We start from the raw sequence: 9,143 nt of genomic DNA on the forward strand, positions 1-9,143 counted from the left end.
AGGCATGAGCGAAGGACACACCGGCACAATGGATGTCGTTGCCGACCAGGCCGAGCAGCAGGCGACGGCGGCGAATGTGCTCGCCACGCACGATCTCGCGCTGCGCTACGGGGATCGTGGCGTGATCGACGGGCTGGATCTGGAGTTGCCCGGCGGTGCCATCACCGCCATCGTCGGACCGAACGCCTGCGGCAAATCGACGCTGCTACGCGGACTCTCGCGGCTGCTGCGTCCGTCCGGCGGAACCGTCACCTTGGACGGTGCGGAAATCCACCGGATGTCTGCGCGCGCACTGGCGCTGCGCCTGGGCCTGCTGCCGCAGCAGCCGATCACTCCGGAGGCGATCACGGTGGAAGCGCTCGTGCGGCTGGGCCGTTATCCGCATCAGCGCATGCTAAGCCCGTGGTCGGCCGCGGACCAGGCGGCGGTCGAGAATGCCTTGCGCCGCACCGGAACCGACGTGTTGCGTGACGAGCCGGTCGACCGGCTGTCGGGTGGTCAGCGGCAGCGGGCCTGGATTGCCCTGGCGCTGGCGCAGGAGACCGAACTGCTGCTGCTCGACGAGCCGACCACCTTCCTGGATCTGCGTCACCAGCTCGACGTGCTCGATCTGGTCGCCGAATTGCACAGCGCGGCGGGCCGCACGGTCGTCATGGTGCTGCACGACCTCGGGCAGGCCGCCCGCTACGCCGACCACCTGGTCGTACTGCACAGCGGACGGTTGGCTGCCGCGGGTGCGCCCGCCGAGGTGCTGGACGCCGATCTGGTCCGAACGGTATTCGGCGTCGACTGCCGAGTGATTCCCGATCCAGAGACCGGCACGCCGCTGGTCGTGCCCAAAAGCCGCACCGCGCGACATGGACATCGAAATGGCCACGCCGTCACCCCGTCGACGTGACGGCCGCTTCTACCGCTGAGAGACGAGGATCATCATGACCATCCGGCAATGCCGCCTGCACCGTGCAGGTCGCGTCACATTTGCGCTGTTCGCGGCCGCGATCGGCATGTCCGGACTGGCCGGGTGCGGAACCAGTTCCACCACAATGGATTCGGTGGTGTCGGCCGCCGACCCGTCGAGTTTCCCCCGCACCGTCGACACTGTGATGGGGCAGGTGGAGATCCCCCGCGTGCCGCAGCGAGTGGTGGTGCTCGACACGGCCGAACTCGACTCGGTGACCCTGCTCGGCGTCAAGCCGCTCGGGGCGGTGGTGCCGCACACGAAAACCCGGGGCGGATTTCCGGACTACCTGGCCGGCAAAGTCGACGGAGTGATCGATGTCGGACCGATGCAAGAGCCGAATCTGGAACGCATCGCCTCCTTGAAGCCGGATCTGATCCTGTCGTCGAAGATCCGGCACGAAAAGATCTACGACAAACTCTCCGGTATAGCGCCCACCGTGTTCACCGAAACCGTCGGCGGTCCGTGGAAGGCCAATCTCGCGTTGCACGGCACGGCGCTCGGCCTGGAAACGCAAGCCGCCGACGCGCTGAGACAGTACGAGGACCGCGCTCGCGCGCTCGGCGCCGACATCAAGGCAGGGCACAACGGCAGCCTGCCCATCGTGTCGGTGGTCCGCTTCCTTGCCGGACCGACCCGGCTGTATCAGAGCAACTCCTTCAGCGGCGTGGTGCTCGCCGATATCGGGTTGCCGCGCCCGGCCTCCCAGATCTCGAACGATCCGAAGAAGATCATGAAGGAGGTGAGCCCCGAGCAGATCGACCAGGCCGACGCCGATCTCATCTTCGTCGCCACCATCGACGATCCGGGCAAGACCCAGAAGAACGCCGTCACCACCAGCCCGGTCTGGCGCGATCTGCCCGCGGTGCAGAACGGCAAGGTCATCGAGGTCCCCGACGAGACGTGGATGTCCGGCATCGGTGTCCAGGCCGCCGACCGGATGCTCGCCGACGTAGCGAAGGCGACCGGCACGCAACCATCACGGTAGGCATCGCCCCGGCTTCTCAACTGTGGGTACACCCCACTATGGACCGACATGAGAGATGCTCACCAAAGCGGTTGCACGCCATGCTCTTCGAGGTGCGCGTGCATTATCTGATCGGGGTCGCCGGGCTGGCGTGTTTCCTGCTGCTGGCATGGTTGCCCAGTACCGACCGCCGCGCCGCAGGCGGTCGGCTGCCGCGAATCGCGGTCCTGCTGACAGTGCAAATCGCGCTCGGCTTCCTGCTGCTGAAAACCGGGATCGGGCGCACGGTGGTCCGCGCGGTCAGCGCCACTTTCGACCACATACTCGGCTATGCCGCGCAGGGCACGGCGTTCGTGTTCGGCGACCTGCCCGCCACTGGCGACAGCGGGCCCGCGTTCCTGTTCGCGGTCCTGATGCCGATCGTGTTCGTCTCCGCCCTGATCGGCATCTTGCAGCACCTGCGAGTGCTGCCGCTGATCATCAAATACCTCGGTCTGCTGCTGTCGTGGGTCAGCGGCTTCGGCAAGATCGAATCGTTCAACGCGGTTGCCTCCGCCATCCTCGGTCAGTCCGAGGTATTCATCTCGCTGCGCGCCATGCTGGACGACATCCCGCCGCAGCGGATGTACACCCTGGCCGCATCGGCGATGTCGACGGTCTCAGCGTCCGTCCTCGGCGCCTACATGCTGCTCATCGACCCGAAGTACGTGATCGTGGGGATCATGCTCAACATGGTCGGCGCGTTCGTGGTGTGTTCGCTGATCAATCCCTACCCGGTCAGCGCCTCCGACGATGCCGAGCTGCTCGGCGAGGAAATCGCCGACAGCCGCAAGCCGCAATCGTTCTTCGAGATGCTTACCGACTACATCCTGGTCGGGTTCAAGGTCGCCTTTACCGTCGCGGCCATGCTGATCGGATTCATCGCCCTGCTGGCCATGATCAACGGAGTCTTCGCCGCCCTGTTCCACGGCACCACGTTCCAGGATGTGATGGGGCACGTCTTCGCGCCGCTGGCTTGGCTGACCGGCATCCCGTGGCACGAAGCGGCGGACGCGGGCCGGTTCATGGGCACCAAACTGGTGTCCAACGAGGTCGTCGCCATGCAGGAACTGAGCAGACAACACGACGGACTGTCCGACCGCACGGTCGCGATCGTGTCCACCTATCTGGTGTCGTTCGCGAACTTCGCCACCATTGCCATCGTCACGGGCGCGGTCCGCAGTCTGAGCGAGAAGCAGGGCGCCGTCATCGCCCGCAACGGACTCCGCCTGCTCTATGGCGCCACGCTGGTCAGCCTGCTGTCCGCCACCATCGTCGGCCTCCTGAGTTAGGCCCGGGTCAGTGGTGGATGTATCCCACGGTGAACGGCGCATCGCCCAGTCGTGGGGCGATCGATTCACCGCCGAGTGCCTCCCGCAGTACGGCTTGTTCGTCCTGGATGACGTGCATCACGGCGTTGATCAGGGCGAGGTGGGTGAACGCCTGGGGGTAGTTGCCCCAGTGCCTGCCGGTGCGCGGGTCGATCTCCTCGGCGTAGAGGCCGAGGGGGCTGGCGTAGCCGAGCAGTCTTTCGCACAGCTGTTTGGCTCGCTTCTTTTCCCCGATCTCCGACAGCGCCGAGACCAACCAGAATGAGCAGATCGTGAAAGCGCCTTCTTCCCCGGCGCATCCGTCGTCGGTCTCCTCGACGCGGTATCGCAGGACGAGGCCGTCTTCGGTCAGTTCGTCGGCGATGGCCAGCACCGTGTTGCGTACCCGCTCGTCGTCGGGGGGCAGGAAGCGAACCAGCGGGATGAGCAGGGCCGAGGCGTCCAGCGCCGTGCCGCCGTAGTACTGGGTGAACACCTGCCGGGAGTCGACGGCGTGCGTGCAGATGTCGGCGTGGATTTCGTCGGCGGCCTGCTGCCAGCGATGCGCGCGGTCGAAGTCTTGGTGGATGCGGGCCAGCCGGGCGCCGCGATCGGCGGCAACCCAGCACATCACTTTGCTGGAGGTGAAGTGTTGCGGTTTCCCGCGCACTTCCCAGATGCCGTGGTCGGGCTCGCGCCAGTAGGTGAGGGCGCTTTTGACCGCCCGGCCGAGCAGCGGCCAGGCCCGCGCGTCGATTTGATCTTGGTGGCGGCCATAGAGGTAGACCGAATCCAGCACCGTGCCCCACACATCGTGCTGACGTTGCCGGTATGCGTCGTTGCCGATGCGCACGGGACCGGCATTGTCGTAGCCGCGCAGGTGGGTGAGGGTCTGCTCGGTGAGGTCGGTTTCGCCGCCGATGCCGTACACGATCTGCATGTCCCTGGCTTCTTCGGTCAAGCTGAGGATGTAGGAGAAGAAGTCGTTGGCCTCCCAGGTGAAGCCCAGCGTGTACAGGCCCCACAGCGCGAATGCGGAGTCGCGGACCCACGAATAGCGATAGTCCCAATTACGTTGTCCGCCCGGGGTTTCGGGCAGTGACGTGGTCGCGGCCGCGGTGATCGCCCCGGTGGGTGCGAAAGTCAGGCCCTTGAGGGTCAGTGCGCTGCGGGTGAGCTGGGTTGTCCACGGATGGTCCGGAAACCGGCCGCCGGCCAGCCAGTGGCGCCAGTGGTGGATCGTCTGCACCAGCCGTTCATCGGCCTCGTCGACGGCAACGGGGGCCTCGCGACTGCCCCAGGAGAGCGCGCAGAAGCGTGTGTCGCCCGCCTTCAGCAGCGTGCGGGCGACCGCGTGCGTCCCTTCCAGCCCCAGGCGCATGTCGGTGCTCAATGTCAGCCGCAGATCGGTCCCGTCCGCGCCGGCCTGTGCGAGGTGGTAGCTGTCGAGGTACTCCCACTGCGCGCGATGCCTGCCGTAGTCGAAGGACGGATGGCAGTCCATGCCGAACTGGATCTGCCCGGTCTCACAGTGCACGGTCCGCAGCAGAATATGCTCGGCGTCGTAGTCGGTGGGCGTCCGGCGATGGGCGCTACGGCCGGGTGTCTGGTGCCGCCACGGCCCGACGAGCAGTGCATCGCGGACTGTCGCCCACCCCTCGCCGCTGCGCCACGTCGTCTCCATGACCATGGTGCCCGGGACGTAGCGGCGATCGGTCGGCACCATGAAGTCGGCAGGGGCGAACCGGAACGATCCGGCGGAACGATCGAGGATGGCGGCGAAGACGCTCGGGGCGTCCATGCGAGGTAGACACATCCACTCGATGGCTCCACTGGGAGCGATGAGGGCGGTGACCTCGCAGTCGGAGATGAAACCGTAGTCGTCGATAGGCGGGAACGCCGTGAGCCGCGGTGTGCGTTCGATCTCGTCGTCCATGTGCTGCTCCATCGTCATCTCGGCGCTGACTCTGGCTGGTTATTCCACGTGATCGCCTGGTGAACCGCCTTCTCTCGCAGCAGACTGCGCGCTTGATCGGTGACCTGAGTGCTATGGCGTTTCCAAAAGCCCACCACCTCGGCGGTGGAATCGGCAACCCCCGCGTGCCCTACGACGCAGTCGGGCACGGTCTCGGAGCTCCCTCGGTAGTATCGGGCTGAGTGGTTCACGCCGTCCGTACTCCGCTCGGCTCGGCGTAGCCACAGGAGTGGGAGATGAGCGCACGCGACGGCCCCGGCCTGCGGCGGTTGCATCGCAGCACTCGGGTGCTGGTGGTCGCCGCCACGGTGTTCGTTGTGTCGCTGCTGATCGTTCCCCGGCTGATCAGTGCTTACGTCAGCTGGCTGTGGTTCGGTGAAGTCGGATTCCGCGGTGTCTGGGCCACGGCGCTGTTCACGCGTGTGTCGCTGTTCATCGTGGTCGCGTTGTTCATGGGGGGCGTGCTGTTCGCGGCGATGTGGCTCGCGTTCAGATTCCGACCCCCCTTCGTACCCGATTCCGGCGAAGAAGACAGCCTGCGGCCGTATCGGGCGATGGTGATCCGGTGGCCGCTGCGGTTCGGGTTGGGCATAGTGGCGTCGCTGGGCCTCATCTGCGGCCTCATCGGACAGTCCAGCTGGATGACTGTCCAACTGTTTCTGCATGGCGGGGCCTTCGGAGTGTCGGATCCCGAATTCGGACACGACATCGGATTCTTCGTCTTCGACCTGCCCTTCTACCGGCTTGTCGTGAACTGGCTGTTCGCCGCCGCGGTCCTGGCGTTCCTGGCCAGCCTCGCGACGCACTACCTGTTCGGGGGGCTGCGGCTGTCCGGAAGCGCGCCCGGCCTGACCCATGCGGCGCGCGTCCAGCTCGCGGTGCTGGCCGGAACGTTCATCGCCGTGAAGGCAGCCGCCTACTGGCTCGATCGATACTCGCTGCTGTCGAGCAGCCGCAAGGAACCCACCTTCGCAGGCGCCGGCTACACCGACATCAACGCGGTGCTTCCGGCCCGGCTCATTCTCTTCGCGATCGCGGTCATCTGCGCCGCGGCGGTCTTCGCCGCCGTCGTCGTCCGGGACCTGCGGATTCCCGCGATGGCGGCCGCGCTGCTGCTGTTGTCGTCGATCCTGGTAGGGGCCGTCTGGCCGCTGGCGGTCGAGCAGTTCTCGGTCCGCCCGAACGCCGCGGACATGGAACGCGCCTACATCGAACGCAACATCGCGGCTACCCGGCAGGCGTACGGGATCGGCCACGACCGGGTCGAATATCAGGCCTACTCCGGGGTCGGTACCAAGCGCCCGTCCGAGGTACCGGCAGACGTGACCACGATCGCCAACGCCCGCTTACTCGACCCGAACGTGCTTTCGCGGACGTTCACCCAGCAGCAGCAGTTGAAGAACTTCTACAGTTTTCCAGCGCATCTGGACCTGGATCGTTACCGCATGGATGGGCAACTGCGCGACTACGTGGTCGCGGCGCGCGAGCTGACGCCCAGCGCGCTGACCGGTAACCAGCGCCACTGGGTGAATCGGCACACCGTCTACACCCATGGAAACGGGTTCGTCGCCGCCCCGGCCAACCGCGTCAACGCGGCGGTTCGCGATGCCGCCGGTGATGCAGCCAGCAGCAACAGCGGATACCCGATTTATTCGGTTAGCGACATCGCCTCCCAAGCGTCCGGGCAGCAAATGATCCCGGTGGATCAGCCTCGCATTTATTACGGCGAAGTGATCGCCCAAGCCAGCCCGGACTACGCGATCGTCGGTGGCGGCACTGAACCGCGCGAGTACGACACCGACACCACCAAGTACACCTACGACGGCGCAGGCGGCGTCCCGATCGGGAATTGGCTCAACCGCCTCGCCTTCGCCACGACCTACACCGAGCGCAACATCATCTTCTCGAAGGCCATCGGCCCCGAATCGAAGATCATCTTCAATCGGGACCCGCGCCACCGCGTCGAACTCGTCGCACCGTGGCTGACGACCGACCACAATCCCTACCCGGCGGTCGTCGGCGGCCGGATCGTATGGATTGTCGACGCATACACGACTATCGACGGCTACCCGTATGCCAAGCGCAGCTCGCTCGGAACCCCGGAGCCGGACAGCGATGCCCAGCTGGCTCGGCAGATCTCCTACGTGCGGAATTCGATCAAGGCCACCGTCGACGCCTATGACGGCACGGTCACCCTCTACCAGGTCGACCGGCAGGACCCGGTCCTGGCGGCATGGATGAAAATCTTCCCTGGCACGGTCGAACCCGAGGAGTCGATCAGCGCGGAACTGCGGGGCCACTTCCGCTACCCGGAGGACCTGTTCAGCGTCCAGCGGGAACTGCTCGCCCGATATCACGTGGACGAACCGCGAGAGTTCTTCACTACGAACGCGTTCTGGTCGGTGCCCAGTGATCCGACTGTCGAAACCAACCCGCACCAGCCGCCGTTCTACGTCCTGCTCGGCGACCAGTCCACCGCCCAGCCGTCGTTCCGGCTGGCCAGCGCGATGGTCGGATACAACAGGGAATTCCTGTCCGCCTACGTCTCCGCGCACTCCGACCCGGACAATTACGGCAAGATCAGCGTCCTGCAGCTACCCACCGACACCCTCACCCAGGGACCGCAGCAGATCCAGAACTCGATGATCTCCGACACCAGAGTGGCGTCCGAGCGGACCCTGCTGGAGCGTTCGAACCGGATTCAGTACGGCAACCTGCTCACCCTGCCGATCGCCGACGGTGGTGTGCTCTATGTCGAGCCGCTGTTCACCGAGCGGATCTCGACCACACCGAACGGATCGACCTTCCCGCAGCTGGCGCGAGTACTTGTCAGCTACCGCGAACCCGGCACCGGCGGCGTCCGCGTGGGGTACGCCCCCACCCTCGCCGAGGCGCTCGATCAAGTGTTCGGTCCCGGCACCGGCCAGCTCGCCACCGCGCCGGGCACCGGCCCCTCCGCCCCGCCGACACCGGGCCAGCCGCCCCCGGCACCACCACCGGCAGCGCTTCCACCGGCGCCGTCCCCGCCGACTGCCGATCAGGCGAAGATCGCCGAACTCAATGCGCAGATCGATGCCATCCGCGCGGCCTTGGACCGTCTCCAACAGCAGTTGAAAGACCTGGAACGTTCCGGTCGATGACGCTTCCGTCATCCGTCGGCGGCGCGGTGTTCGACCGTCACGACGAGGCGTGCGGCCCGGGACTCGTGGGATGTCGTTGGTCACAAGTACTGTTCATCGCCCGCCGGAACGGGTAGACCACGGGACCTTTCCCAGGTTCGGCGGGCGGGCGCAATCGTCGTTCGCTATATTCCGACAGCACGCTCGGGTCATGGGTTCACGCATTTGAAGCATCCTTCTGGCTCCATAGCCAGGGCGAACCATGATCGATCAGAGAGTGAACTTGCCGCCGTATGACCCAGTCACGTCGTTCCGCACGTCGCACCCGTTCCTCACGTGCACGGAGCCTCCTGTTCCCGCAGTTGCTCACCGCCGCGGTCGACACAGCGTTCGACTCCGCCGCGCTGCGATACAACCCGACTGGCGAGCCGGCTGACCAGCGTGAGCTGACCTATCGTGAGCTGGACGAGGCGTCGTCGCGGCTGGCCCGTTATCTGATCGGGTACGGGGTGGGTCCGGGAGACTTTGTGGCGGTGGCGATCACCCGTTCGGTCGAGTCGGTGCTGGCGATGTGGGCGGTGGCGAAGACGGGCGCGGCGTATGTGCCGGTGGACCCGGGCTATCCGGCGGATCGTATTGCGCACATGCTCTCGGATTCCGGTGCTGTGTTGGGTGTGACTCTCGGCGCGCATCGGTCGGGGTTGCCGAGTGACGGTATCGAGTGGATCGAGCTCGACGTCCCGGTGCATCGGGAGAGGGTTGCTGCGGAGGCGGG

General features: G+C 66.0%; 6 protein-coding genes. 5 read left to right on the plus strand and 1 reads right to left on the minus strand.

Annotated features, from left to right (window positions below; all coding sequences use genetic code 11):
• Positions 1–4 precede the first annotated feature (4 nt).
• The 3 genes from NA4_RS31510 (at position 5) to NA4_RS31520 (ending at position 3,256) form a co-directional block, all read left to right on the plus strand.
• Positions 5–898, plus strand: coding sequence for an ABC transporter ATP-binding protein (locus tag NA4_RS31510; RefSeq protein ID WP_307188606.1), 894 nt, complete (start codon positions 5–7; stop codon positions 896–898).
• A 34-nt stretch (positions 899–932) separates the two neighbouring features.
• Positions 933–1,946 (plus strand): ABC transporter substrate-binding protein, encoded by a 1,014-nt coding sequence (locus tag NA4_RS31515; RefSeq protein WP_067478444.1) that lies wholly within the window; start codon positions 933–935, stop codon positions 1,944–1,946.
• Between the two features lie 92 nt (positions 1,947–2,038).
• Positions 2,039–3,256 (plus strand): NupC/NupG family nucleoside CNT transporter, encoded by a 1,218-nt coding sequence (locus tag NA4_RS31520; protein ID WP_373862858.1) that lies wholly within the window; start codon positions 2,039–2,041, stop codon positions 3,254–3,256.
• Between the two features lie 7 nt (positions 3,257–3,263).
• Here the strand turns inward: NA4_RS31520 and NA4_RS31525 are convergent, their stop codons facing one another.
• Positions 3,264–5,210: a glycoside hydrolase family 15 protein gene (locus NA4_RS31525; protein ID WP_157129409.1), complete on the minus strand. Its 1,947-nt coding sequence runs from the start codon at positions 5,208–5,210 to the stop codon at positions 3,264–3,266.
• A 275-nt stretch (positions 5,211–5,485) separates the two neighbouring features.
• Between NA4_RS31525 and NA4_RS31530 the strand changes: the two genes are divergently transcribed.
• Together NA4_RS31530 and NA4_RS31535 are read left to right on the plus strand one after the other, a co-directional pair.
• Positions 5,486–8,389, plus strand: a complete 2,904-nt coding sequence (locus NA4_RS31530) for a UPF0182 family protein (protein ID WP_067478449.1) — start codon at positions 5,486–5,488, stop codon at positions 8,387–8,389.
• A 272-nt stretch (positions 8,390–8,661) separates the two neighbouring features.
• A partial coding sequence (locus NA4_RS31535) for an AMP-binding protein (RefSeq protein WP_157129410.1) occupies positions 8,662–9,143 on the plus strand: 482 nt, incomplete at its 3' end.

Source organism: Nocardia amamiensis NBRC 102102 (assembly GCF_001612745.1).
Lineage (GTDB): Bacteria > Actinomycetota > Actinomycetes > Mycobacteriales > Mycobacteriaceae > Nocardia > Nocardia amamiensis.

What these genes read in the sequence shown, in the direction of transcription:
- NA4_RS31525 (WP_157129409.1), bottom strand. Translation starts at nt 5,210, where the DNA reads ATGGACGACGAGATCGAACGCACACCGCGGCTCACGGCGTTCCCGCCT.
- NA4_RS31530 (WP_067478449.1), top strand. Translation starts at nt 5,486, where the DNA reads ATGAGCGCACGCGACGGCCCCGGCCTGCGGCGGTTGCATCGCAGCACT.
- NA4_RS31510 (WP_307188606.1), top strand. Translation starts at nt 5, where the DNA reads ATGAGCGAAGGACACACCGGCACAATGGATGTCGTTGCCGACCAGGCC.
- NA4_RS31515 (WP_067478444.1), top strand. Translation starts at nt 933, where the DNA reads ATGACCATCCGGCAATGCCGCCTGCACCGTGCAGGTCGCGTCACATTT.